This window comes from Mesorhizobium sp. M0119, from assembly GCF_040322615.1.
Classification (GTDB): domain Bacteria; phylum Pseudomonadota; class Alphaproteobacteria; order Rhizobiales; family Rhizobiaceae; genus Mesorhizobium.
On the sequence record NZ_JAMYTU010000040.1, the window covers coordinates 1 to 24729 of the forward strand.

Consider the following 24729-nt stretch of genomic DNA (forward strand, 5'->3'; position numbering starts at 1 on the left):
AGAGAAGCGAGGCCCCGCGAAAGACGTCAAACGCCGGAGAAGCCGCAAGCTCGAAAGCGCTTGACCTCAACATGCCGAATAGAGAAGTGCTTCAGAGCTGCTTCAAGCCGGAGTTTTTCAACACAATCGGCGCGAAGCTGACCTTCGGCCTGCCTCACCGCCCCCTGGCCAAACTCCCCAAAATACCCCGCACGATCGCCCGTCCGACCGACGAGCCGACCGAGCGCACGACTGATTTGATCGCAGCCTCCGCCACCGTCTGGCGGTTGGAGGGCCGCGGCGCGCGGCGGGCGCCGGTCGGCTGGGGATCGTCGTTGCCGAAGCCGGGAATGGTCCAGCGCGAACGGCCTGCGTCCTGTTGCTGCGCCTGTGCCGCCTGGGCGTCCTTGGCCTTTTTCTGCAGGATTTCGAAAGCGGATTCGCGATCGACGGTCTGGTCGTACTGTCCCGCAACCGGGCTCTCAGTGATCAGCTTGCGGCGCTCTTCGGGCGTGATCGGGCCAAGGCGCGAGGACGGCGGGCGGATCAGCGTCCGCTGCACCATGGACGGCACGCCCTTGGCTTCCAGCGTCGAGACAAGCGCCTCGCCGGTGCCGAGCTGGGTGATCACGGTTGCGCAGTCGAAATCGGGATTGGGTCTGAACGTCTCGGCCGCTGTCTTGACGGCCTTCTGTTCGCGCGGCGTATAGGCACGAAGTGCGTGCTGCACGCGGTTGCCGAGCTGGGCCAGGACCGTTTCAGGGATATCCAGCGGATTTTGCGTGACGAAATAAACGCCGACGCCTTTCGAGCGGATCAGCCGGACGACCTGTTCGACGCGGTCGACCAGCACCTTCGGCGCATCGTCGAACAGAAGATGTGCCTCGTCGAAGAAGAAGACCAGCTTCGGCTTGTCCGGGTCGCCGACTTCGGGCAGTTCCTCGAACAGTTCCGACATCAGCCACAGAAGGAACGTCGCATATAGCCGCGGATTCATCATCAGCTTGTAGGCGGCGAGCACGCTGATGGCGCCGCGTCCATCGCGCGTGGTGCGCATGATGTCGGCGATCCGCAATGCCGGCTCGCCGAAGAAATTGGCCGCGCCCTGCTGCTCCAGGACCAGCAGCGTGCGCTGGATGGCGCCGACCGAGGGCTTCGTCACATTGCCGTAGCGGGCGCCGATCTCTTCGGCGCGGTCGGCGATGTTGGCCAGCAGTGACCGCAGGTCCTTCAAGTCGAGCAGCAGAAGGCCTTCCTCGTCGGCGATGCGGAAGGCGATGTTCATGATGCCTTCCTGCGCCTCGGAAAGGTTCATCAGCCGCGACAAAAGCAGCGGCCCCATCTCAGAGATGGTGGCGCGGATCGGGTGGCCCTGCTCGCCGAAGAGATCCCAGAAGATGACCGGGAATTCCTGGAACTCATAGGGATCGAGCTTGACCTGCTCGGCCCGCTTGACCAGGAAGTCCTGCGCCGTGCCCATCATGGCGATACCCGACAGGTCGCCCTTGATGTCGGCGCAGAATACCGGCACGCCGGCATTGGAGAAACCCTCGGCCAATATCTGCAGGGTCACCGTCTTGCCGGTGCCGGTCGCGCCGGTGACCAGGCCGTGACGATTGCCATACTGCAGCAAAAGCTGTTCGGGCCGCTGATAGCTGTCGTCCGGCTTGCGGCTGGCTCCCATGAAGATACTGGTGTCGTCGGCCATGTGTCCGGTCTCCGCAAACCTGTAGGGTTGAATGCCCTGATCCCTTGAAGAAAGGGGAGCCCCGCCGCAGGTATAGTGAGGCCATTGCGCAGCGACAATGGGCGTCGCCGAAAATGGTTTTTGGAGCTTGCGGAACCTGCCCATGTTTGGCAATCGATTGACGGTCGCCGTCACGGAAGGCGTGTTGCACGCATGTGTGCTGCATTGTGATATGGGGCCGGGGACCGTAGACTGACATAGTCGGCCGCTGCGGCCGCTAGAACGAGGAGAACGGATGGTCGCCGGTGCCTTGACCCAGGATGCCCAACTTCCGAACGTCGACCGGCAACGATGGCTGGCGCTGGCAGAGAAGGCGCTGGCCGGCGGGTCCTTCGAGGAAAAGCTCGTCTCGCATACGGACGACGCCATCCGCATCGAGCCGCTCTACGAGCGTTCGGTAACCGCCGAGCCTGTCGTGCGCGCCAACCCGGAATCACCGTGGATCGTCAGCCAGCGTATCGACGATCCGGACATAGGCCGCGCCAGTGCGCAGGCGCTGGAAGACGTCGCGCAGGGTGCTACCGGACTGTCGCTTGTCTTCGAAGGTGCGCCGAACGCCTTCGGCTACGGCTTGCCGAGGACGGCGGAGGCGCTGGAGGGTGTACTCGACGGCGTGCCGCTCAACCGCATCCAGATCCGCATCGACGCCCATCCCTGGAGCCGTGCCGTGGCCGACTGGCTGGTGGCGTTTTTGACCAAGCGCCGCTCCGACCCGGCAAAGCTCAACCTCTCCTTCGGCATCGATCCGGCGGCGATCTTTGCCGGGACCGGCAGGCTGCGCATGTCGATCGAGGCTTTGCAGGCTTCTATGCCGCAATCGCTGGCGCATTTCTTTTCGATGGGCGTGCCCGGCGTGCTGCTGGAAGCCGACGGGCGGGTATTCCACAATGCCGGTGCCACCGAGGCGCAGGAGCTTGGCACCATGCTCGCTTCGGCCGTCTCCTATCTGAGGCTGTTCGAGAAGGCGCGCCAGCCGCTTGTCTATGCGGCGCCGCATATCGGTTTTGCGCTGAGCGTCGACCAGGACCAGTTCGTGTCGATGGCCAAGGTCAGGGCGTTGCGCAGACTGTGGGCGCGTGTCCAGGAGGCCTGCTCGATACCGCCCTCCACCGCCAGCATCCATGCCGAAACCTCCTTCCGGATGATGACGGCAGCCGACCCGGAAACCAACATCCTGCGCACCACCATCGCCGCTTTTGCGGCTGCCGCCGGTGGCGCGGATTCGATCGCCATCCTGCCGCACACCATCGCGCACGGCCTGCCCGCAGGTTTTGCCCGCCGCGTTGCCCGCAACGCGCAACTGATCATGGCCAATGAAAGCCACATCGACCATGTCGCCGATCCGGCTTGTGGTTCGGGCGCTGTCGAAGCGCTGACTGCGGAGCTCTGCGCGGCGGCCTGGCAGGAGTTCCAGCAGATCGAAGCGGAAGGCGGCGTGCTGACCAGCCTTGAGCAAGGCCATATCCAGAAGCGCGTGCAGGCAGCTTCCACCCGCCGCAACGCTGCCTACCAGGCGGGCGAACGGGCGATGATCGGCACGACGCTGCACCCGCCGCAAACCGAGCGTCCTGTCGAGACGCTGGCGGCAGAGCGGCGGCCAGCCTTCACCGAAGGCGTTGCGGTGTGCGAGCCGCTGTTTCCGATCCGCATCGATCAGTCGATCGGAGCCGTACCATGATCCCGGATTTTAGCCAGATCGGCTGGTCGCCGCCACGGCGGGTTCCGGTCGAGGTCAAAGGCCAGCGGATGACGCCGGAAGGCATCGCCGTCAAGCATCTCTACGACCAGGGCGATCTCAAGGGCTTGCCGCATCTCGATACCTATCCAGGCCTGCCGCCTTTCGTGCGCGGCCCCTATCCGACGATGTATGTCCAGCAACCCTGGACGATCCGGCAATATGCCGGCTTCTCGACGGCCGAAGAGTCCAACGCCTTCTACCGGCGCAACCTTGCCGCCGGCCAGAAAGGCCTGTCGGTCGCCTTCGATCTCGCCACGCATCGCGGCTACGACAGCGACCATCCGCGCGTCGCCGGCGATGTCGGAATGGCCGGCGTCGCCATCGATTCGATCTTCGACATGCGCCAGCTGTTCGACGGCATCCCGCTTAACGAGATGACCGTATCGATGACGATGAACGGCGCTGTGCTGCCGATCATGGCGCTCTATATCGTGGCGGCGGAGGAACAGGGCGTCGCGCAGAAGGATCTCGCCGGGACCATTCAGAACGACATCCTGAAAGAGTTCATGGTGCGCAACACCTATATCTATCCGCCAAAACCTTCGATGCGGATCGTGTCGGACATTTTTTCCTACACGTCGAAGCACATGCCGAAGTTCAATTCGATCTCGATCTCCGGCTACCACATGCAGGAGGCGGGAGCGACGGCGGATCTCGAACTCGCCTACACGATCGCCGACGGCATCGAATATGCCCGCGCCGGCGTCGCGGCCGGCCTCGACATCGACCGTTTCGCGCCGCGCCTTTCCTTCTTCTGGGCGATCGGCATGAATTTCTTCATGGAAGTCGCGAAGCTGAGAGCAGCGCGCCTTTTGTGGGCCAGCCTGATGCTGAAGAACTTTTCGCCTAAGGACGAGCGCTCGCTGTCGCTGCGCACCCATTGCCAGACTTCGGGCTGGTCGCTGACGGCGCAGGATCCCTACAACAACATCATCCGCACCATGATCGAGGCGATGGCGGCGACTCAAGGGCATACGCAGTCGCTGCACACCAATTCCTTCGATGAGGCAATGGCGCTGCCGACCGACCATTCGGCCCGCATCGCCCGCAACACACAGCTCATCCTGCAGAAGGAGTCCGGCACGACGCGCATCATCGACCCGTGGGGCGGCGCCGCCTATGTCGAACGGCTGACGCATGATCTGGCGGCGCGCGCGCTTGCGCATATCGAGGAGGTCGAGGACCTCGGCGGTATGGCCGCGGCGATCGAAAAGGGCCTACCGAAGCTGCGCATCGAAGAGGCTGCCGCGCGCACCCAGGCGCGCATCGATTCCGGCGAACAGATTGTGGTCGGCGTCAATGCCCACCGCCCCGGGACGGACATCGAGGTCGACGTGCTGAGGATCGACAATGCCGAAGTCAGGGCGCGGCAATTGTCGAAGCTGCAGCGGCTGAAAGGCACGCGTGACGTCGCCGCCGTCGAGAGCGCGCTCGATGCGCTGACCCGTGCTGCCGGGAGTAACGGAAACCTGCTGGAATTCGCCATCCGGGCCGCACGCGCCAACGCCACGGTCGGCGAGATTTCGTTGGCGCTGGAAAAGGTTTTCGGCCGCCATGTCGCCTCGGTGCAGACGATCTCCGGCGTCTACCGCAACGCGCTCGGCCACAATCCAGTGGTCGACCGGCTGCAGGACAAGATCGTAGCGTTCGAGGAGAAGTCCGGCGGCAAGCCGCGCATTCTGGTCGCCAAGATGGGGCAAGACGGCCATGATCGCGGCCAGAAAGTGATCGCCACCGCCTTTGCCGACCTCGGCTTCGACATCACCGTCGGGCCGATGTTCCAGACGCCGGACGAGATCGCCAGGCTGGCGGTCGAGCATGACGTGCACGTCGTCGGCGCGTCGTCGCTGGCAGCAGGCCATTTGACGCTCATTCCCGAACTCAAGCTTGCACTGAAGAAGCTCGGCCGCGACGACATGCTGATCGTCGCCGGCGGCGTCATCCCGCCGCAGGATTACGATGCAGTCCGGCAGGCAGGCGCCACTGAAATATTCCCACCCGGCACGGTCATCCCGGAAGCGGCGGACCGGCTGATGGACCGGCTGCTGCGGGGGGCTGACGCTTTGTTATAATGTCTGTTGCAACGAAAACACGCTGAGTTATAATCAGCGTTGCAACAGGATGTCTCACCATGAACACGACCATTCGCAAGATCGGCAATTCCGAAGGCGTGATCCTGCCGAGGGAGCTTCTCGACCGCCTGAATCTGAAGGCCGGCGACCAGCTTCAAATCGTTGAAACAGGTGACGGTCTTGCGCTGAAGCCGGTGGACGACAGCTTCGAGCGGCAAATGAAAGCTGCCCGCGAGGTGATGGACAAATACAAGGTCGCGCTTCAGAAGCTCGCTGAATGAGTTGGGAGTTTCTGACGCGGCGTGCGGTGGAAGCCATGCACGCGGAGCAGTTGCGCCGACACGGCGGAGCACAAGGCTTGAGGGATGAAAATGCCCTCGAATCGGCGCTCGCCCGCGCCGAGAACAAGGCCAACTACGGAGACCCGTCGGTTGAAGAACTCGCAGCCGCCTATGTCTTCGGCATTGCCAGAAATCATGCCTTTGTCGACGGCAACAAACGCACCGCCATTGTCGCTGCCGGCGCATTTCTGATTGTGAATGGTTATGCCCTGTCGGCCAATGACGGCATGCTTTACGAATTCGTCATGGGCGTCGCCGCCGGCGAAATCGACGAGGCTGGTGCCGCGGCGTTCTTCCGCGATCATGTGGTGAAGCTCGAAGACTAACTGTCGGAAAGCTTGACGATCTCCCATTCCTTGCCGTTGACTGCGGCAATTTCGCCGACCTTCTTGCCGAACAGCGCCATCGCCATCGGCGACATATGGGAAATTGTCCCCTTGGCGGGATTTGCCTCATCCTCGCCGACGATCTTCCAGTGCACCTTCTTGCCGTCGTCGCTTTCCAGGGTGACACCCATGCCGAAACGAACCAGGTCGCTACCCGGTTCCGGCACGGAGAGCTCGGCGCTTTCCCGCCTTGCCGTCCAATAGCGAAGATCGCGCGACACCAGCGCGATCCGCTCGCGGTCGGCCCTCTTTTCGGCTCTGCCCAGTTCGTCGCGCAGAGCGGCCACCTCCGCATCGATCAGCGCCAGGCCGCGTTCCGTCACCAGATTGCGGTGATGGCTGATCGGCCGCTCGCCGATGCCGGCGATGGCGTTTTCGCTGTCTTCCTCGCGGGTGAAGGCCCTGCTCATTTATCGAACTTATGCCTGCCGCGACGACTCCACAAGCCGTAGCCGGCGAACCGACGTCGGGGCCGATCCGGCCGACCCTGTCTGGCACGAATCCTGCGGCGCGACCGTTGAACGCAAGGAATCTGTGCCGATGTTGAACAGACGAACGCTGCTTGCGCAGACCGCCGGCTTTGCCGTCATGGGGCTTTCGCTCGGCAAGGCAGCGGCGAAAACCCGCCCCGGCATCGAGAAAGCCGCGATGCGCGGGGGGATCAACGCGACCGATCTCGGCGTCCGGCCCGGCGCGCTTGACGACCAGAGCAAGGCCTTCACCAAGCTGCTGCGCGATGCGCACGACCGCGACATGCCGGTGTTCCTGCCGCCGGGGATCTATATCGTTTCCAACCTGTCGCTGCCCGGCCGCGTGCGCCTGTCCGGCGTGCCGGGCGCATCGCGGATTGTCTACGGCGGCAACGGCCATCTCATCATGGCCGAACAGGCCGAGTATATCGAACTCAGCGGGCTCGTGTTCGACGGCAGCAACCGCTGGATGGGCGACTACACGCAAGGCCTGCTCGATCTGCGCCACATCGCCCATCTGGTCGTCGACAATTGCCAGATGACCGGCAGCGGCAAGAACGGCCTGGCGCTCGAACACGCCTCGGGCCGCATCCAGCGCTCGGAGATTTTTGGTGCGGCCGATGCCGGCATCTATTCGGTCGAGGCCGATGGCCTGGAAATATCAGGCAATTGCGTCTCCGACTGCGCCAATGGCGGCATCCTCGTGCACCGCTGGCAGGCGGCGGAAGACGGCACCATCGTCAGCGGCAACCGGATCGAACGCATCCGGGCACGCAGCGGCGGAACCGGCCAGAACGGCAACGGCATCAATGCCTTCCGCGCCGGCAACGTCATCATCTCCGGCAATATTGTTTCGGACTGCGCGTTCTCGGCGATCCGCGCCAACAGTGCCAGCAATTTGCAGATCACCGGCAATACCTGCTCGCGCTCGGGCGAAACGGCCGTGTATTCCGAATTCTCCTTCGAAGGCGCCGTCATCGGCAATAACATCGTCGACGGCGCCGCGAACGGCATTTCGATCGTCAATTTCAACGAAGGCGGCCGCATGGGCGTCTGCTCCGGCAACATCGTCCGCAATCTGTCGACTAGCGGCCCCTACCCTGCCGACGCGCCCGGCTTCGGCGTCGGCATCAGCGCCGAGGCAGACACCACAGTTTCCGGCAATGTCGTCGAGGATGCGCCGCTCTACGGCATGCAAATCGGCTGGGGACCGTTCATGCGCAATGTGGTCGCCACGGGAAACGTCATCCGCAAGGCGGGGACCGGCATCGTCGTCACCGTGGTCGAAGGTGCCGGGACGGCAATCATCTCCGACAATGTCATCGACGGGGTCCAGAACGGCGCGATCGTCGGCCAGCGCTGGGCCGAGCCGGTAACCGGCGACCTCGCCGCGTCAGGCAATGCCGGCTATGCGCATCTGACCGTCGAGCGCAACCAAGTCAGTTGAGGGCGGCCGTCGGCCGGAGCGCGCCGACTTTGGCGCCGATCCGGCTTTCGATGGGCGGATTTGCCTGTTCGATCAGTTTCGCCGCCAGCGCGTGGTCGGCGTGCAGCAGCTTTGCCAGCACGGCCGCGACCATCACTTCAGCGGCGCGGCCGGCGCCGTCGTCGCATTTCAGCGCGATGCCAAGGCCAAGCTCCGGAAGGGCGGCGCAAAAAACACCTTCGGCGCCTCCCTTGACGAAAATCCGGCCCGGCGCTGCCTCCATCATCGCGACATCGGACCTGCCCGTGCCGGCGACGAAAAACGGCTCGGCCATGCAGGCGGAAAGCAGCCGCTCCGCCGCCCGGGCGCGCACCGGCTCGAAGCCGGCACCTGTCGCCATGCGGGCAAAGCCAAGGGCAAAGCTGCGCAGCGGCACGGCATAGGTCGGAATCGAGCAGCCGTCGGTGCCGCGGTGATCGGCGTCGTGGGCGGCACCGGTCACCGCCTGCATCGCTTCGCGCACCATCTCCTGCGACGCATGGCCAGCCTTGACGTAACCGCGATGGGCGATGCCGCTGTGAACGCAGGTGCATAGGAAGCCTGAGTGCTTGCCAGAACAATTATTGTGCAGCGCGTTCGGCGCGCTGCCGGCGCGGGCAAGCGCCAGCGTCGCTCCATGGCTCGACGGCCAATGCGCGCCGCATTCGAGTGCCGTCTCGTCGAGGCCGGCCTTCGCCAGCATGGCCCGCGCGAGCTCGACATGTGGCGGCTCGCCGGAATGCGAGGCGCAGGCCAGCGCCAGCTCCCGGTCACCGAAGCCGTAGGCATCGGCAGCGCCGCTCTCGACCAGCGGCAACGCCTGGATCGCCTTGACCGCCGAACGCGGGAACACCGGCTGTCCCGTGTCGCCGATCTCCCAGACAGGCTTGCCGTCGGCGTCGAAGACGGCAACAGCGCCGCGATGCGCGCTCTCGACGATTGCGCCGCGCAAGACTTCGACCAGAACCGGATTTGTCATGTCACCTCCCGCAATGCGGGCGGGTTTATCTGATCCGGTCGAGAATGGAAACGTAGTTGGCGACCGCAGCACCACCCATGTTGAAGATGCCGCCGAGCTTTGCTCCCGGCACCTGGATGCCCCCGGCCTCGCCGACAAGCTGCATGGCGCTCAGCACATGCATCGATACGCCGGTGGCGCCGATCGGATGGCCCTTCGCCTTCAGCCCGCCCGACGGATTGACCGGCAGCCTTCCATCTTTCGCCGTCTCGCCATCCAAGGCCAGCTTGGCGCCCTCGCCCGGCTTTGCCAGGCCCATCGCCTCATACTCGATCAGTTCGGCGATGGTGAAACAGTCGTGCGTCTCGACGAAGGACAGGTCGCCGAGCGTCACGCCCGCCTTCTTCAACGCCTGGTTCCAGGCCTGCTCGCAGCCTTCGAAGGCGAGGATGTCGCGCTTCGACATCGGCAGGAAATCCTGCACATGCTCATTGGCGCGGAAAGCGACCGCGCGGCGCATCTTCAGCGCCGTGGCGGTATCGGCAAGGATAAGTGCGGCGGCGCCGTCCGACACCAGCGAGCAGTCTGTGCGCTTCAGCGGACCGGCGACGAAGGGGTTTTTTTCGCTTTCCTGCCGGCAGAACTCGTAGCCGAAATCCTTGCGCATCTGCGCGTAGGGATTGTCGACGCCGTTCTTGTGGTTCTTGGCGGCGATCGTCGCCAGCGCATCCGACTGGTCGCCGTAGCGCTGGAAATAGGCTTGGGCGATCTTGCCGAAGACGCCGGCGAAGCCTGCCGGCGTGTCACCGTCCTCCGGCAGATATGAGGCCTTGAGCAGGTTCTTGCCGATCTCCGGACCGGGCGTCGTCGTCATCTGCTCGGCGCCGACCACCAGCACGATACGGGCGGCATTGGCGTCGATGGCGCGGATGCCTTGCCTGACCGCCGCCGAGCCGGTGGCGCAGGCGTTCTCGACGCGGGTCGCCGGCTTGAAGCGCAGCCGGTCGTCGGCCTGGAGGACCAGGCTCGCGGTGAAATCCTGGGCGGAAAACCCGGCGTTGAAGTGGCCGAGCACGATCTCGTCGACGTCATCCGGACCGATGCCGGCATGGTCGAGCGCCTCGACTGCCACCTTGGTGATCAGGCCCTCCAGCGTCTCGCCTTCGAGCTTGCCGAAGCGCGAATGCGCCCAACCGACGATGCATGCTGTCATGGCGATCTCCATCCTGTGGACCTGGGCTACGCGATACTGCGGCGCGCCTCAGCATTGTTCAAGCATGAACCGTTCCGCCGGCGTCGTGAAGGGGCCAGAACCGCACAATCGCTTGATCTTGATATCTGGTCATAGTGCCTGGCTTTTGCCAGCAAATCAGGCTGGATTTTTGTTGATTGATGCGTCAATAAAAAATAATCTTGCCACGACAAGACCGGAGCAAGAATGCCGAAACTCGGAATGGAGCCGTTGCGCCGCAGGGCGCTCATCGACGCAACGATCTCGGCGATCGGCGAGCGCGGTTCGCTTGATGTGACGATGTCGGAAATCGCCGGGCGCGCCGGCGTGTCCTCGGCGCTTGCCCACCATTATTTCGGCGCCAAGGACGAATTGCTGTTGGCGACGATGCGGCACATCCTGAGCGAGCTCACCGCCGATACACGCCGTGCACTTCGCGCGGCCGGCACGGCGCGCCAGCGCGTCTCGGCAGTGGTCGCGGTCAATTTCTCCGACATCCAGTTCCAGCCCGAAACGATCGCCGCCTGGCTCGCCTTCTACGTCGAGGCGCAGAAATCGGCAGCACTTCGCCGGCTGCTCAAGGTCTATGCGCGGCGGCTGCATTCCAATCTGCTCAGCGGGCTGGCCGGCATCCTGCCCAGAAGCGAGGCGGACCGGGTCGCCGAAGCGACGGCGGCGCTGATCGACGGCCTCTATATCAGGCGCGCGCTGAAGGACGGCGTCCCCGATGCCGCGACCGCGATTGCACTGGTCGAGGACTATCTCGAAACGAAGCTCAGCGGACGGCAGAAGCAGTGACATCCAAGCGACCCAACATCCTGATCGTGATGGTCGATCAGCTCAACGGAACGCTGTTTCCGGACGGGCTGGCGGACTTCCTGCACGCGCCGCATCTGAAGGCGCTGGCCACACGTTCGGCGCGTTTTTGCAACAATTACACCGCCTCGCCGCTCTGCGCGCCGGGCCGCGCCGCATTCATGAGCGGCCAGTTGCCGTCACGCACCGGGGTCTACGACAACGCCGCCGAATTCGCGTCTTCGATCCCGACCTTTGCCCATCATCTGCGCGCTGCCGGCTATCACACCTGCCTCTCCGGCAAGATGCATTTCGTCGGCCCGGACCAATTGCACGGTTTCGAGGAGCGGCTGACCACCGACATCTATCCGGCCGATTTCGGCTGGACGCCGGACTATCGCAAGCCCGGCGAGCGGATCGACTGGTGGTATCACAATCTCGGCTCGGTGAGCGGCGCCAGTACTGCCGAGATCACGAACCAGCTGGAATATGACGACGAGGTCGCCTTCCATGCGGTGCAGAAGCTTTACGATTTTGCCCGCGTCTCGGACGATGCCGCACATCGGCCCTGGTGCTTGACGGTTTCCTTCACCCATCCGCACGATCCTTACGTCGCACGCCGGCGCTACTGGGACCTCTACGAGGATTGCCCGGCGCTCGAGCCTGAGGTCGGCTTCATTCCTTACGACAGGCAGGACCCGCATTCGCAGCGGCTCTACCGCGCCAGCGACTATGATAGGTTCGACATCACCACTGAGCAGATACGCCGCGCGCGGCGCGGCTATTTCGCCAATGTCTCCTATCTCGACGACAAGCTCGGCGAGCTGCTGTCGGTGCTCGAGACGACGCGCATGCTCGACGACACGATCATCCTGTTCTGCTCGGACCATGGCGACATGCTCGGCGAGCGCGGGCTGTGGTTCAAGATGTGCTTTTTCGAGGGTTCGGCGCGGGTGCCGCTGATGATCGCCGGCAAGAGCATACACGCCGGGCTGATCGAGACGCCGGTTTCCAATCTCGACGTGACGCCGACGCTTTGCGATCTCGCCGGCATCGACATCAGCGCGATTGCGCCGTGGACCGACGGCCAGTCGCTGCTGCCGCTGCTAAACGGAAAGAAACGCTCCGCGCCGGTGCTGATGGAATATGCGGCCGAAGGCTCCAATGCGCCGATGGTGGCGATGCGCGAGGGCCGCTACAAATTCATCCATTGCGAGATCGACCCGCCGCAACTGTTTGATCTTGAATCGGATCCGCGGGAATTGACCAATCTCGCCGCCGATCCGGCCAATGCGGCTTTGGTGGCCGCTTTCACCGACAAGGTGCGGGAGCGCTGGGACATGGCGGCGTTCGATGCCGCGGTGCGTGCCAGCCAGGCACGCCGCTGGGTGGTCTACCCGGCGCTGCGCAACGGCACCCATTATCCCTGGGAGTTCCAGCCGCTGCAGAAGGCGTCGGAACGCTACATGCGCAATCACATGAACCTCGACCTGCTCGAAGAGCAGAAGCGCTTTCCGCGAGGCAAATGATGGCAGACAGTCTCGTCCCCTCTGTCGACCACCTCAGGCAGGCCTATGCCGTCACCTCGAAGGCGACGCAGATCACACCGCTGCTGGAATCGGCGGCACTCGCCCGCGAGACCGGCGCCGCCCGCGTCTTCGTCAAGGCCGAGTCGCTGCAATGGGCCGGATCGTTCAAGGTGCGCGGCGCCTATTGGCGGCTGAAGCGGCTGTCGCCCGACGAAGCCAAAATGGGCGTCGTCGCCTATTCCTCCGGCAATTTCGCGCAAGGGCTGGCGGCGGCAGGCCAGGCGCTTGGCATTCCCGTCACCATCGTCATGCCGATCGACGCGCCGGCCGCCAAACGCGATGCCACGGCGGGCTATGGCGCCCGTGTCGTGCTGACCGACCATGGCGAGCGCGCGCGTGAGGAGGTCGCCGCCGCCAAGGCGCGCGAGATCGCCGCGAGCGAAGGTCTGGCGCTGCTGCACCCGTTCGACGATCCGGAGATCGTCGCCGGCCAGGCCGGCGCCGGACTGGAGGTACTCGACCAGCTCGCCGCCAGGCAAGTGGAGGCCGATCTCTTGTTCTGCTCGGTCGGCGGTGGCGGGCTGATCGGTGGCGTTTCGCTGGCCTTCCACTATCTGTCGCCAGCCACGGAGATCATCGGGGTCGAGCCGGAAGGTTTTGACGGCATGGGGTCCTCGCTGGCGCATGGTGCCATCGAAACCATGCCGATCGGGCCGAAATCGATCTGCGACGGGCTGATGTCGCGGCGGCCCGGCGACGCGCCGTTCGCAGCGGTGAAGGCCGCCGGCGTTCGCGGCGTCACCGTCGACGATGCTTCGGTGCGGCGCGCCATGCGCATCGCCTTCGAGCGGATGAAGCTGGTGCTCGAACCATCCGGCGCTGCTTCGCTGGCGGCGTTGCTCGGCGGCAAGGTCGACGTGACCGGCAAGACCGTTCTCGTAATGGCAACCGGCGGCAACGTCTCGCTGGCCGATTTCATTGCCCATATGAACCATGGACGCGCATGAACTATGCTTGAAGCGGATTTCGTGATTATCGGCTCCGGCTCGGCCGGTTCGGCCATGGCCTACCGGCTGTCGGAGGACGGCAAGCATTCGGTGATCGTCATCGAATATGGCGGCAGCGATATCGGGCCGCTAATCCAGATGCCGTCGGCGCTGTCGATCCCGCTCAATATGAGCCTCTACGACTGGGGCTTTGTCAGCGAGCCGGAGCCGCACCTCGGCGGCCGCGTGCTGGCGACGCCGCGCGGCAAGGTGATCGGCGGCTCGTCGTCGATCAACGGCATGGTCTATGTGCGCGGCCATGCCCGCGACTTCGACCACTGGGCCGAACAGGGCGCGGCCGGCTGGGGCTTTGCCGACGTGCTCCCCTATTTCAAGCGCATGGAGGACAGCGCAGGCGGCGAGGATGGCTGGCGCGGCCATGGCGGCCCGCTTACTGTGCAGCGCGGCTCGAGAACGAACCCACTCTATGGCGCCTTCGTCGAGGCAGGCCGTCAGGCCGGCTTCGAGCTGACCGACGACTATAACGGCGCGAAGCAGGAAGGCTTTGGGCCGATGGAGCAGACCATCCGCGGCGGCCGTCGCTGGTCGGCCGCGAGCGCCTATCTGAGGCCGGCGCTGAGGCGGAAAAATGTCAGCCTGGTCAAGGGTTTCGCCCGGCGGGTAATCATCGAGAATCAACGCGCCACCGGCGTCGAGATCGAAGTGCGCAAACGGATTCAGGCGGTCAGAGCGCGGCGCGAGGTGATCGTTGCCGCGTCCTCGATCAACTCGCCCAAGATCCTGATGCTGTCCGGCATCGGCCCCGGCCAGCACCTTAGGGAGAACGGCATTCCGGTGATCGCTGACCGGCCTGGAGTCGGTCGCAATCTGCAGGACCATATGGAACTCTACATCCAGCAGGAATCGACAAAGCCGATCACGCTGAACTCCGTCTTGAACCCGTTCTCGAAGGCGCTGATCGGGGCACAATGGCTGTTCTTCAAGTCGGGTCTCGGCGCGACCAACCATTTCGAGGCGGCCGCCTTCGTGCGCTCGCGCGCCGGCGTCGATTATCCCGATATCCAGTATCACTTCATCCCGGCCGCGGTCCGCTATGACGGCAAGGCGGCGGCGAAGGCGCATGGTTTCCAGGCGCATGTCGGGCCGATGCGGTCGAAGTCGCGCGGTTCGGTCACGCTGCGCTCGCCCGATCCCAGATCGAAGCCGGTGATCCGCTTCAACTACATGTCGCATCCGGATGACTGGACGGAGTTCCGCCACTGCATCCGGCTGACCCGCGAGATCTTCGGGCAAGCGGCCTTCGATCCGTACCGCGGCAAGGAACTGTCGCCGGGCTCGCATGTGCAATCGGATGACGACCTCGACGCCTTCATTCGCGACCACGCCGAAAGCGCCTACCATCCTTGCGGCACCTGCAAGATGGGCCGTGCCGATGATGCGATGAGCGTCGTCGATCCGGAATGCCGCGTCATTGGCGTCGAAGGGCTGCGGGTCGCCGATTCCTCGATCTTTCCACGCGTCACCAACGGCAATCTCAACGCGCCGTCGATCATGACCGGCGAGAAGGCCGCCGACCACATTCTTGGCCGCACGCCGCTGGCGCCTTCCAACCAGGAACCATGGATCAATCCGCGCTGGCAGGTGTCGGACAGATAAGCCATGATCCGGCGGACTGCTCCGCTCTAGCGAAGACGATTGGAGAACAGCTATGCGCGCCCAGCCAACGGCATCGCATTATGTCAACGGCCGCTACATCGACGACGAGCAGGGTGCGCCACTGCCGGTCATCTATCCAGCAACCGGCGAGACGATCGCGATGTTGCGTTCGGCGACGCCGAACGTGCTGGAACTCGCGATCGAAGCAGCGCGTGCAGCACAACCCGCCTGGGCGCGGCTGAAGCCGGTCGAGCGTGGACGCATCCTGCGCCGCGCCGCCGACATATTGCGGGCGCGCAATGCTGATCTGGCGCGCATCGAGACGCTGGATACCGGTAAGGCGATCCAGGAGACGTTGGTGGCGGATGCGCCGTCGGCCGCGGATTGCCTCGAATATTTCGGCGGCGCGGTCGCTGCCTATAATGGCGAGTCCTTCGATCTCGGCGGACCCTTTGCCTATACAAGGCGCGAGGCGCTGGGCGTCTGCGTCGGCATCGGCGCGTGGAACTATCCGATCCAGATCGCCGGCTGGAAATCGGCACCGGCACTCGCCATGGGCAACGCCATGGTGTTCAAGCCGTCGGAGAACACGCCGCTATCGGCGCTGGCGCTCGCCGAAATCTATACCGAGGCCGGCTTGCCCGACGGGCTGTTCAACGTCGTGCAAGGCTATGGCGATGTCGGCGCCGGCCTCGTCGGGCATGATGTCGTCGCCAAGGTCTCGGTGACCGGCTCGGTACCGACCGGCCGCAAGGTGCTGTCGCTCGCCGGTTCGAAGATGAAGCACGCGACGATGGAGCTCGGCGGCAAGTCGCCGCTGATCGTCTTCGAAGACGCCAACCTCGAAAACGCCATCGGCGGCGCGATGCTCGGCAATTTCTATTCGACCGGCCAGATCTGCTCCAACGGCACGCGGGTGTTCGTGCAGAGCAGCATCCATGACCGTTTCGTCGACAGGCTGACCGAACGGACCAAGAAAATCCGCATCGGCGATCCGCTCGATCCGGACACGCAAATGGGGCCGCTGGTCTCCAAGGCGCAGCACGACAAGGTGGTCTCTTACATCGAAGCGGGCAAACAGGATGGCGCGGTGCTCGTCTGCGGCGGCAATATGCCTTCGCTGCAGGGCTTCCAGGGCGGGTTCTTCGTCGAGCCGACGGTGTTCACCGGTGTCACCGACACGATGCGCATCGCGCGCGAGGAGATTTTCGGGCCAGTGATGAGCGTGCTGAAATTCGACAGCGAGGACGAGGTGATCGAGCGCGCCAACGATACCGAATTCGGCCTCGCCGCTGGCGTGTTCACCCGCGATCTGGCGCGCGCCCACCGCGTCATCGCCGAATTGCAGGCCGGCACCTGCTGGATCAACGCCTACAATCTGACGCCGGTCGAAATCCCGTTCGGCGGCTTCAAGCAGTCCGGCGTCGGCCGCGAGAATTCGCTCGCGGCACTGGCACTCTATTCGCAGCTGAAGTCGGTCTATGTCGAGACGGGGGACGTCGCCAGCCCATACTGATCCTTGCGGGCGGTGCCGTCCAGATACTGCGTCAGCGCGCAGACGAGATGATAGAAGATGCTGGCCGGCACCTCGCTTGCCAGCGAGCGGCCACGCTCGTCGATGCGGTCGATCCACAGGCCGAGCGGTGCCGGATTGATGTGCCAGCGGAACAGCCGGCCGACACGCGCCTCGATTTCCGGCTTCAGGTCGGGACCGCCCGAACCGTCCAGCGCGATCGCCGCCTTGATCGCTTCGGCCTGCGGCCAGCTGCGCGAGACGCGGTCGAGCGGCAGTCCTTGCCGCGAGACCGCGCCGTAGGCGAGGCCTGTGGCGCGGTTCAGGCCATTGGCAATTGCCGACGCATAAAGTTTCCGGGCGAGCCCTGTCAACCCGCTCTGGCCACTACGGCCGGCGAAGTCGACCAGCAGCGAGGCCCATTCGAAATGATGGCCCGGTTCGGTCCACGTGCCCTTCTCGCCAGGGGCCGGCCGCCATTCATTGTCGAAATACTCACCCAGTGTCCAGCTCTCCGGGTCGAAGAAATGGCTGCGGAACAGATCGACGATACGCGCGGCGCGGCGAAGATAGGCGCGCTCGCCGGTCGCCTGATGCCAGGCCAAAAACGCCTCGAGCAGATGCATGTGCGGGTTGGAGCGGCGCTCGCCCTCGCCGCTCGAGGTCTCGCGGAAGCCGGTCAGGCGCTCGTCCTCGAGATGCGCGTCGATGAACGCAAAAGTCTCCTCGCCAAGCCGCAACGCATCGGGATTGCCGCACATATGGGCATGCGCCAGCGCCAGGAGCACGCAGGAATGGTCGTAAGCATCCTCGGCTGCGTCGGCGACGGTGCCGTCGACGTTGAGCGTGCGTACCCAGCCGCCATTGTCGGTACGTCCGTGCCTGGCCATGAATTCGAGGCCGTGGCTGATCAGCCGATCGGCTGGGCCGTTCCAGCCGCGCGCCTTAGCGACGGCGAAGGCGTAGATCTGCCTGGCCTGTGTGCGCATGCGCTTGGGTTTCATCAGCGGGGCGGCATCGAAGCCGAGCGCTTCGTGGAACCCGCCATGGCGCTCATCGACGCCGACCGTCGACCATAACGGCACCGTCTCCTCGAACAGCCAATGGTGCACGCGGCGCTGCCAGGCGCCGCTTTCGATGACACGATCGTCGGCGGGCGTGAACCTGGTCTCCAGGCGGCCGCTCTTTTCGAGCTGCTCGACGATCTTCTTGACGTTCTGGCTGTGGCTGACCGGAGCGACGAAAGTGGCGTCGGCGGTCGACACGATGGCGACGTCCTTCAGGCCTATGGCCGACAGCAGGCGGCCGTCGCTGCGGATATAGGAGTTCTCGCAATCGATGGCGACGACGTCGCCGACGATGACATTGCCCTGCGTGTCGGAGGGGCCGACGTCGAGCAGCGATTGCCAGGAGCCGAGATCGTTCCAGCGAAAGCCGGCCGGCACCATGGCGATGCCGCTGGCGCGCTCCATGATCGCATAGTCGATCGATGTCGATGGGATGGCGGCATAGAGCTCCAGAGGCATGTAGAGGCCGGAAAGGTCCGATGTCGCAGCCTGGTAGGCAGCCTCTGTGGCGCTCCAGATGTCTGGCTGGAAAGCCATGAACGCGTCGCGCATGGCACTGGCGCGAAACAGGAAGATGCCGGTGTTCCAGTAGAAATTGCCGGCCTCGAGATAGCTCTGCGCGGTGGCGAGATCGGGTTTTTCGACGAAACGCGAGACATCGCAGATACCATCGCGCTCGCCGGCCACCTCGATGTAGCCATAACCGGTCTCGGGTTGGGCGGGCTTGATGCCGAACACCACCAGCCTGCCTTGGCGCGCGGCCGCCGTGCCGGCCTCGACGCTCCGCCAGAATTGCTGCGCGGTCGCGATCTCATGGTCGGACGGCACCACCAGCACCAGGCTGTCGCCGAATTCCGACAAGGTGCGCAGGCTTGCCAAAGCGACGGCCGCGGCAGTGTTGCGTCCGGTCGGCTCGAACAGCGGACCGCCGCCGGAAAGCTCGTGACCGGCAATGTCGGCATGAACGCGGTCGGCATGCCTTTCCGACGCAATCAGGAAAACCGGCGTTTCGCCTTCCGGCCGCGCGGTCAGCCGGCGCAGCGTCTTGGCCAGCATCGAGCCGTCGCCTGAGAAATCATGGAACTGCTTGGGATTGTCCTCGCGCGACAGCGGCCACAGCCGCGAGCCGACGCCGCCGCTCATCACAAAACTGACGATCCGTTCGGTCATGAAAACAAGCCCCGCGTTCAAAAGGTCTGATTGTAGGCGCCGACTTCCGGGCTGCGGCGCAGCACCGCGTCGACGGCTTCGAACATCTGCCGCCGCCGCTCGGACGATATCGGGCTTTCGACCACCACCACAAGCTCCGGCTTGTTCGATGATGCCCGCACCAGCCCCCAGGTACCATCCTCCGCCACGACCCTGACGCCGTTGACGGTGATCAGTTCGGCTATCTTCTGGCCGGCGAAGACCGCGCCCTCGTCCTTCATCTTGCGAAAGTCGCCTACGACGCGCTCGACGACGCCGTATTTGAGCTCGTCGGCGCAGTGTGGCGACATGGTCGGCGTGCCGAAGGTTAGCGGCAGATCGCGATAGAGGTCGGCCATGCTGCTTTGCGGGCTGCGATCCAGCATCTGGCATATGGCGATGGCCGTTACCAGGCCATCGTCATAGCCGCGGCCGATCGGCGGATTGAAGAAGAAATGGCCCGATTTTTCGAAACCGGCGGCGGCGCCGAGTTCGGCGACGCGCCGTTTGATATAGGAATGACCGGTTTTCCAATAGTCGGTGACCGCGCCATTTTCCCGCAGCACCTTGTCCGTCATGAACAATCCGGTCGACTTGACGTCGACGACGAAAGTCGAGCCTGGGTAGAGGTGCGAGATGTCGCGCGCCAGCATGACGCCGACCTTGTCGGCGAAGATCTCGTTGCCTTCATTGTCGACCACGCCGCAGCGATCGCCGTCGCCGTCGAAACCGAGCCCGACATCGGCGCCCGTTTCCAGCACCTTGTCGCGAATGGCGTGCAGCATCTGCATGTCTTCGGGGTTGGGATTGTAGTTGGGAAACGTATGATCGAGCTCGACGTCGAGCGGGATCACCTCGCAGCCGATCCTTTCCAGTGCCTCGGGAGCGAAAGCCCCGGCGGTGCCGTTGCCGCAGGCGGCCACCACCTTGAGCTTCCTGGAGATACGCTTGCCCGCTGTCAGATCGTCAAGGTAGGTTTTGCGGAAATCCGCAACGAAGTCATAGGAGCCACCACCGACAAGGTCGAAATCGCCTGAGAGCACGATCGCCTTCAACGCGCTCATCTCCTCCGGACCAAAAGTCAGCGGGCGCGCCGCGCCCATCTTGACGCCGGTCCAGCCATTCTCGTTGTGCGAGGCAGTGACCATGGCGACGGAGGGCGTGTCGAGCGCGAACTGGGCGAAATAAGCCATCGGCGACAGGGCAAGCCCGACATCCTTGACCCGTGCGCCGGCCGCCATCAGCCCGGAAACCAACGCCAGCTTGATGGCAAGCGAATAAGAGCGGAAATCGTGACCGGTGACGATGTCGGGTCCGGCACCCAGGCGGCGGATCAGCGTGCCGAGCCCCATGCCGAGCGCCTGGACGCCGATCAGATTGAGTTCCGGCGGCTCGTTCGAGCCGGGATGGCCGAACCACCAGCGCGCATCATATTCGCGAAACCCGGACGGCTTGATCAGCGCCGAGGTTTCAAACTCAAAAGTGTTTGGTCTGACATCGCTAACGATCTTCATCGACAAGGCTGCAAACTCCAGGCGGCTGAATCAGGTGCTTCGAGGCAAGTGGACGATTACCCAGAAGCCCCTTTAAGCCGTGTTTGTGCGACAGGAAACTGAAACCTGTATGACGTGGCGGCTAAAGCGAAAGAAATGCGACAGAAGCGCTGCCATTGGCGCTTGCAGTAACCAAACGCGGCGGCTATAAGCCCGCGGTCTGGTCACGGAGTGTAGCGCAGCCTGGTAGCGCACATCGTTCGGGACGATGGGGTCGCAGGTTCAAATCCTGCCACTCCGACCAGAAAAAACAGCGGCTTAGCTGTTTTTGTTCCCGAAACGTCCGCGGCAGTTCTGACCAATCGCGCTATGCGCTCAAGCGAAATCGCGTCACGTCGATGGCCGCGGCCATCAGCGTCTGTGTGTAGGTGGCCTGCGGATTACTGAAGATCGCCTCGGCCGGTCCCTCCTCGACGATCTTGCCCTGCTTCATGACGATAATGTAGTCGGCCATCGCGCGCACGACGGCGAGATCGTGGCTGATGAACAGATAGGACAGCTCGTGGTTGGCCTGCAGCTTGCGCAGCAATTCGACGATCTGCTTCTGCACGGAGCGGTCCAGCGCCGAGGTCGGCTCGTCCAGCACCACCACTTTCGGCTTCAGTATCATGGCGCGCGCAATGGCGATGCGCTGCCGCTGCCCGCCGGAGAATTCGTGCGGATAGCGGTTGCGCGTGTTCGGGTCGAGCCCGACTTCAAGCAAGGCATCGACCGCGCGGAGATCGCGCTGCCTGCCCGACAGATTGGGCTCGTGGACCAGCAGCCCCTCGGTGATGATCTGGCCGACGGTCATGCGTGGCGACAGCGAGCCGAATGGATCCTGGAAAACCAGCTGCAATTCGCGCCGCAGCGGCCGCATCGCCTGCCGGTCGGCGTGGGAAATGTCGCGATCGCCAAGCCGGATGATGCCGTCGCTGGGCAGGAGCCGCAGCAAGGCGCGGCCGAGCGTCGATTTTCCCGAGCCGGATTCGCCGACGATGCCGATGGTCTGGTTGCGCTTCAGCCGGATCGAAATGCGATCGACAGCGCGCAATATCAGCGGTTCTCCGCCAAGAAATCCGCCGCCGATCTTGAAGGTCACCTCGACGTTCCTGCCTTCAAGCAGGACAGGGGCATTCGGAGGCGGCGGCGCCTTGGTGCCGGTCGGTTCGGCGGCGAGCAGCATCTTGGTGTAGGCGTGCTGCGGGTTGGCGAAGATCGCTTCCGCCTCGCCCTCCTCGACGACCTCGCCATAGCGCATCACATAGACCCGATCGGCAAAGCGCCTGACGATACCGAGATCGTGGGTGATGAAGACGATCGCCATGCCGAGCTTGCGCTGCAGTTCGGCGAGCAGCATGAGGATCTGTGCCTGGATGGTGACGTCGAGCGCGGTCGTCGGCTCGTCGGCGATCAGTATGTCGGGGTCGTTGGCCAGCGCCATGGCGATCATGACGCGCTGGCGCTGACCGCCCGACAACTCGTGCGGATAGGATTTCATCCGCCGCTCCGGATCGGGAATATGGACCAGCCGCAGCAACTTGAGCGCCTCCTCGCGCGCCGCAGCGGCGCCAAGTCCGCGATGCTTGCGGATCGGCTCGATCAGCTGGTTGCCGATCGAATAGAGCGGGTCGAGCGAAGTCATCGGCTCCTGGAAGATCATGCTGATCTTGCGGCCGCGGATCTTGTTGAGCTCGGGCTTGCTCAAGGTCAAAAGATTGCGGCCGCGATAATCGACGGTGCCGGTGGCTTCGCCGTTCGAGGCGAGCAGGCTCATCGCCGCCATCATCGTCTGGCTCTTGCCGGAACCGGATTCGCCGACGACGGCGACGGTTTCGCCTGATTTGACGTGGATGTTGATGCCCTTCACCGCCTCCACCACACCGTCGAGGGTGCGGAAGCGGACGCGAAGGTCCTTGACGCTGAGGATGGTTTCGGAAGCAGCCATCTCAACGATCCTTCGGGTCGAGCGCGTCGCGCAGCCCATCGCCGACGAAATTCAGCGCGAACAGCGTGGAGACGAGAAAGAAGGCGGGGAACAAAAGCAGCCAGTTGGCCGAACCGATGTTCTGGGCGCCGACCGAGATCAGCACGCCCCAGCTGGTCATCGGCTCCTGGACGCCGAGCCCGAGGAACGACAAAAAACTCTCCAGGATGATGACCTGCGGCACCAGCAGCGTCATGTAGATCACCACCGGCCCGAGCAAATTGGGGATCACATGGCGCAGCAGAATGCCGCGCTGCCTGACGCCCATCGCCTCCGCCGCCTGGACATATTCTTGCCGGCGGATCGACAGCGCCTGTCCGCGCACGATGCGCGCCATGTCGAGCCACAACACCGCGCCGACGGCCAGGAACATCAGCACGAAGTTCCTGCCGAAGAACACCACCAGCATGATGACGAAGAAGATGAACGGCAAAGAATAGAGCACGTCGACGATACGCATCATCACCTCGTCGACTCTGCCGCCGGCAAGGCCGGCGGTGGCGCCGTAGAGCACGCCGATGACCACGGCCACAATGCCGGCAAGCAGGCCGATGGCCAGCGATATGCGCCCGGCCATCAGCGTTCGGGACAGGAGATCGCGGCCGGTATTGTCGGTGCCGAACAGGAAATATTGCTGCTTGATCGAGGCACTCATCACCATTTCGAGACCGTCCGGCGATTTGCTCTCGATCTTTGTGTCATCAAAGGTATCGGAACGATCAAGGTAGCGAATGTTGCGGTCGTCGATCGGCTTGGACGATCTGACGGTAACGAACACACGGCTGCCCTCCTGCCGCCACTCCTTGATGTCGACGCGCATACGCCTGATCGCCTCATCGAGAGCGCCTTCGATCATGTCGGCCTTCGGATAGGCGGAGAAGCTCGGCGGCGTCCGGACATAGTCGGCATAGATGGTTGTGTATTGGTGCGGCACGAAATAGGGCCCAAACACGCTGATGACGGCGATGAAGGCAAGATAATAGAGACTGAACATGGCCGCGCGATTGGCCTTGAGGCGTGCCCAGGCGTCCCCCCACAGGGATCGGCCGACGACCGGTGCGGCAACTGCGATATCAGTCATAGCGCACCCTCGGATCGACGACACCATAGAGGACGTCGACGATCAGGTTGAAAACGATGGTGAAGAGCGCGATGACCACCACCGTCCCCATCACCAGAGTGTAGTCGCGGTTGAGCGCGGCAACGACAAAATGGCGGCCGATGCCCGGGATAGAAAAGATGGTCTCGACGATGATCGAGCCAGTGAGAAGGGCCGCGGCTGCCGGACCGGTGAAGGAGACGATCGGCAGGATGGCGCCGCGCAGAGCATGCTTGACGACGACTGACCAGTCGGACAGGCCGAGCGCGCGCGCGGTGCGGATGTGATGCGAGTGCAGCGATTCGATCATCGAGCCGCGCATCAATCGGGCGACGATGGCGATCTGCGGTAGAGCGAGCGTCAGCACCGGGCCGACCTTGTTGATGAGGGCTCCATCGCCCCAGCCACCGATCGGCAGCAGCTTCCAGGTCAATCCGAATACAAGCTGGATTACCGGGGCGATGACGAAGGTCGGTATGGTGCTGCCGGCGGTCGCCAGCGCGATCACCGAATAGTCGGCAAGCTTGTTCTGGTTGAGCGCGGCAACAGTGCCGAGCACGCTGCCGAGGAGCAGCGCCAGAACGAGCGCCGAAGCGCCGAGTTGGATCGAGATCGGCAGGCCTTCCCTGAACAGCTCGCCGACGGTGAAATCCGGCATGTTGTAGCTGGGGCCGAAATTGCCGCGCAGAAGATTGCCTAGATAATGGAGGTACTGCAGCCAGAGCGGGTCGTTGAGGCCGAACTGGGCTTCGAGATTGGCTCTGATCTCGGGGCTCAGGCCCCGCTCCTGGTTGAACGGTCCGCCCGGTGCGACGCGTATCAGGAAGAACGCTATGGTCACGATGACGAACAGCGTCGGGATGGCGGTCAGCAGCCGCCGAAATACGTAACGCAGCATCGATGCCCCGCTTGATCCAGAGCAGCGCGCGTCCAGCTGGACGATTGCGCTCTAGTCTTCAAATCTTCGCA

19 protein-coding genes and 1 tRNA gene are annotated in these 24729 nt (G+C 63.9%); 11 read left to right on the forward strand and 9 right to left on the reverse strand.

What is annotated here, in order from left to right; translation table 11 throughout:
* Nucleotides 1-154 precede the first annotated feature (154 nt).
* Nucleotides 155-1687, reverse strand: a complete 1533-nt coding sequence (locus NKJ40_RS25950; RefSeq protein WP_352468516.1) for a helicase HerA-like C-terminal domain-containing protein — start codon at nucleotides 1685-1687, stop codon at nucleotides 155-157.
* A gap of 274 nt (nucleotides 1688-1961) precedes the next feature.
* On the opposite strand from NKJ40_RS25950, the gene NKJ40_RS25955 reads away from it, so the two are divergent.
* From NKJ40_RS25955 to NKJ40_RS25970, 4 genes are read left to right on the forward strand one after another with little or no spacing between them, the layout of a single operon-like run.
* Nucleotides 1962-3404 (forward strand): methylmalonyl-CoA mutase subunit beta, encoded by a 1443-nt coding sequence (locus NKJ40_RS25955; protein ID WP_352468517.1) that lies wholly within the window; start codon nucleotides 1962-1964, stop codon nucleotides 3402-3404.
* Nucleotides 3401-5536, forward strand: coding sequence for a methylmalonyl-CoA mutase (gene scpA, locus NKJ40_RS25960; protein WP_352468518.1), 2136 nt, complete (start codon nucleotides 3401-3403; stop codon nucleotides 5534-5536). The genes NKJ40_RS25955 and scpA overlap by 4 nt, the downstream gene beginning before the upstream one ends.
* A gap of 59 nt (nucleotides 5537-5595) precedes the next feature.
* Complete coding sequence (locus tag NKJ40_RS25965) at nucleotides 5596-5817, forward strand: AbrB/MazE/SpoVT family DNA-binding domain-containing protein (RefSeq protein WP_095496758.1); 222 nt, start codon at nucleotides 5596-5598, stop codon at nucleotides 5815-5817.
* Nucleotides 5814-6203, forward strand: coding sequence for a type II toxin-antitoxin system death-on-curing family toxin (locus NKJ40_RS25970; protein ID WP_352468519.1), 390 nt, complete (start codon nucleotides 5814-5816; stop codon nucleotides 6201-6203). The genes NKJ40_RS25965 and NKJ40_RS25970 overlap by 4 nt, the downstream gene beginning before the upstream one ends.
* Here NKJ40_RS25970 and NKJ40_RS25975 read toward each other — a convergent pair.
* Nucleotides 6200-6673 carry a GreA/GreB family elongation factor gene (locus tag NKJ40_RS25975; RefSeq protein ID WP_352468520.1) on the reverse strand — a complete coding sequence of 158 codons (474 nt, stop codon included), beginning with the start codon at nucleotides 6671-6673 and terminating at the stop codon, nucleotides 6200-6202. The two genes, NKJ40_RS25970 and NKJ40_RS25975, sit on opposite strands and share 4 nt — an antisense overlap.
* Nucleotides 6674-6803: 130 nt before the next feature.
* On the opposite strand from NKJ40_RS25975, the gene NKJ40_RS25980 reads away from it, so the two are divergent.
* A complete protein-coding gene (locus NKJ40_RS25980) occupies nucleotides 6804-8180 on the forward strand; it encodes a TIGR03808 family TAT-translocated repetitive protein (RefSeq protein WP_352468521.1) in 1377 nt (458 codons plus the stop codon).
* Here the strand turns inward: NKJ40_RS25980 and NKJ40_RS25985 are convergent.
* Together NKJ40_RS25985 and NKJ40_RS25990 are read right to left on the reverse strand one after the other, a co-directional pair.
* Complete coding sequence (locus NKJ40_RS25985) at nucleotides 8173-9177, reverse strand: asparaginase (RefSeq protein ID WP_352468522.1); 1005 nt, start codon at nucleotides 9175-9177, stop codon at nucleotides 8173-8175. The two genes, NKJ40_RS25980 and NKJ40_RS25985, sit on opposite strands and share 8 nt — an antisense overlap.
* A gap of 25 nt (nucleotides 9178-9202) precedes the next feature.
* Entirely contained in the window at nucleotides 9203-10369 is a 1167-nt protein-coding gene (locus NKJ40_RS25990; protein WP_352468523.1) for an acetyl-CoA acetyltransferase, read from the reverse strand.
* A 225-nt stretch (nucleotides 10370-10594) separates the two neighbouring features.
* On the opposite strand from NKJ40_RS25990, the gene betI reads away from it, so the two are divergent.
* Genes betI through betB form a run of 5 tightly spaced genes read left to right on the forward strand, consistent with a single transcriptional unit; the run spans nucleotide 10595 to nucleotide 16890 of the window.
* A complete protein-coding gene (gene betI / locus NKJ40_RS25995) occupies nucleotides 10595-11185 on the forward strand; it encodes a choline-binding transcriptional repressor BetI (protein WP_352449081.1) in 591 nt (196 codons plus the stop codon).
* A complete protein-coding gene (betC, locus tag NKJ40_RS26000) occupies nucleotides 11182-12711 on the forward strand; it encodes a choline-sulfatase (RefSeq protein WP_352468524.1) in 1530 nt (509 codons plus the stop codon). The genes betI and betC overlap by 4 nt, the downstream gene beginning before the upstream one ends.
* Nucleotides 12711-13718 carry a threonine/serine dehydratase family protein gene (locus NKJ40_RS26005; protein WP_502903759.1) on the forward strand — a complete coding sequence of 336 codons (1008 nt, stop codon included), beginning with the start codon at nucleotides 12711-12713 and terminating at the stop codon, nucleotides 13716-13718. The genes betC and NKJ40_RS26005 overlap by 1 nt, the downstream gene beginning before the upstream one ends.
* Before the next feature lie 3 nt (nucleotides 13719-13721).
* Nucleotides 13722-15374: a choline dehydrogenase gene (gene betA, locus NKJ40_RS26010; RefSeq protein WP_352468526.1), complete on the forward strand. Its 1653-nt coding sequence runs from the start codon at nucleotides 13722-13724 to the stop codon at nucleotides 15372-15374.
* Between the two features lie 52 nt (nucleotides 15375-15426).
* Nucleotides 15427-16890, forward strand: coding sequence for a betaine-aldehyde dehydrogenase (gene betB, locus NKJ40_RS26015; protein ID WP_352468527.1), 1464 nt, complete (start codon nucleotides 15427-15429; stop codon nucleotides 16888-16890).
* Here betB and NKJ40_RS26020 read toward each other — a convergent pair.
* Nucleotides 16854-19124: an AGE family epimerase/isomerase gene (locus NKJ40_RS26020; RefSeq protein WP_352468528.1), complete on the reverse strand. Its 2271-nt coding sequence runs from the start codon at nucleotides 19122-19124 to the stop codon at nucleotides 16854-16856. The two genes, betB and NKJ40_RS26020, sit on opposite strands and share 37 nt — an antisense overlap.
* A 17-nt stretch (nucleotides 19125-19141) precedes the next feature.
* Nucleotides 19142-20656, reverse strand: coding sequence for a phosphomannomutase/phosphoglucomutase (locus NKJ40_RS26025; protein WP_502903760.1), 1515 nt, complete (start codon nucleotides 20654-20656; stop codon nucleotides 19142-19144).
* 206 nt (nucleotides 20657-20862) lie between these two features.
* On the opposite strand from NKJ40_RS26025, the gene NKJ40_RS26030 reads away from it, so the two are divergent.
* A tRNA-Pro gene (locus NKJ40_RS26030) sits at nucleotides 20863-20939 on the forward strand.
* Between the two features lie 63 nt (nucleotides 20940-21002).
* On the opposite strand, the gene NKJ40_RS26035 is transcribed toward NKJ40_RS26030, so the two are convergent.
* Genes NKJ40_RS26035 through NKJ40_RS26045 form a run of 3 tightly spaced genes read right to left on the reverse strand, consistent with a single transcriptional unit; the run spans nucleotide 21003 to nucleotide 24658 of the window.
* Nucleotides 21003-22622 (reverse strand): ABC transporter ATP-binding protein, encoded by a 1620-nt coding sequence (locus NKJ40_RS26035; RefSeq protein ID WP_352468530.1) that lies wholly within the window; start codon nucleotides 22620-22622, stop codon nucleotides 21003-21005.
* 1 nt (nucleotide 22623) lies between these two features.
* The gene (locus tag NKJ40_RS26040; protein WP_352468531.1) at nucleotides 22624-23742 is read right to left on the reverse strand and encodes an ABC transporter permease; all 1119 of its coding nucleotides are present in this window, start codon (nucleotides 23740-23742) and stop codon (nucleotides 22624-22626) included.
* A complete protein-coding gene (locus NKJ40_RS26045; protein WP_292653620.1) occupies nucleotides 23735-24658 on the reverse strand; it encodes an ABC transporter permease subunit in 924 nt (307 codons plus the stop codon). Before NKJ40_RS26045 ends, NKJ40_RS26040 begins: the two co-directional genes overlap by 8 nt.
* Nucleotides 24659-24729 lie beyond the last annotated feature (71 nt).